This window comes from Promicromonospora kroppenstedtii DSM 19349, assembly GCF_000515355.1.
Taxonomy (GTDB): Bacteria; Actinomycetota; Actinomycetes; order Actinomycetales; family Cellulomonadaceae; genus Promicromonospora; species Promicromonospora kroppenstedtii.
On the sequence record NZ_KI911760.1, the window covers coordinates 169,283 to 169,989 of the forward strand.

Annotated in this window: 2 protein-coding genes; one reads left to right on the plus strand and one right to left on the minus strand. The window is 75.7% G+C overall.

Going from position 1 to position 707, the window contains the following annotated elements; genetic code table 11:
- Nucleotides 1-118: Rv3235 family protein (locus PROKR_RS37950; protein WP_036970450.1), on the plus strand; the 118-nt coding region annotated here is incomplete at its 5' end.
- Between the two features lie 9 nt (nucleotides 119-127).
- Here PROKR_RS37950 and PROKR_RS28075 read toward each other — a convergent pair.
- On the minus strand, nucleotides 128-707 hold a 580-nt coding region (locus PROKR_RS28075; protein ID WP_051433450.1), incomplete at its 5' end, for a nucleoside/nucleotide kinase family protein.

A 707-nucleotide genomic window follows, 5' to 3' on the forward strand; every position in this document is an offset into this window, starting at 1 on the left:
CGCCACGTCGGCCGAGGCCACGGTCATCCTGCACGACGAGGGGCGGGTGCGCGCCGCGGCCGTGCGGCTCGAGGCCCGGCGCGGGGTGTGGCGCGTCGCGGTCCTGGAGATCGGCTGAGCCGGGGCCCTACACCCACTCCACGACGAGGTCGGCCGCGTCCCGGGTCACGGCGATGAGGTCCGCGTTGCGCTGGTCGCTGCCGCGCGCCCAGGCCTCGGCGTCAGAGAGTGGCTTGCCGAAGGCGTGGTGGCGCGCGACCAGGCGCCGCAGGCGCTCGGCGTCGGGCAGGTCGATATACCAGACCTCGGCCATCCGCGAGCGGGCCGCGGGCCAGGCGCCGGTGGTGGCCAGCAGGTAGTTGCCCTCGGTGATCACCAGGGGTTCGTCGGTGACGGCGGTACCGGCCGCGATCGGTTCTTCGATCGCGCGCCGGAACTCCGGCGCGTAGACGGGCGGGCTGCCGGGCCTCCGGCCGGCGATGCGGTCGATCAGGGCGGCGTACCCGGCGTCGTCGAACGTGTCGATCGCGCCCTTGCGGTCGCGGCTGCCGTGGGCCTTCAGCACCTGGTCGGACAGGTGAAAGCCGTCCATCCCGACGACCACGGCCGCACCGGGTGCCAGGCCGTCGGCAAGGGCGGCGGCGAGCGTCGACTTGCCGGCGCCGGGCGGTCCGGTGATCCCGAGCACGGCCGCGGCACCCGCGCCG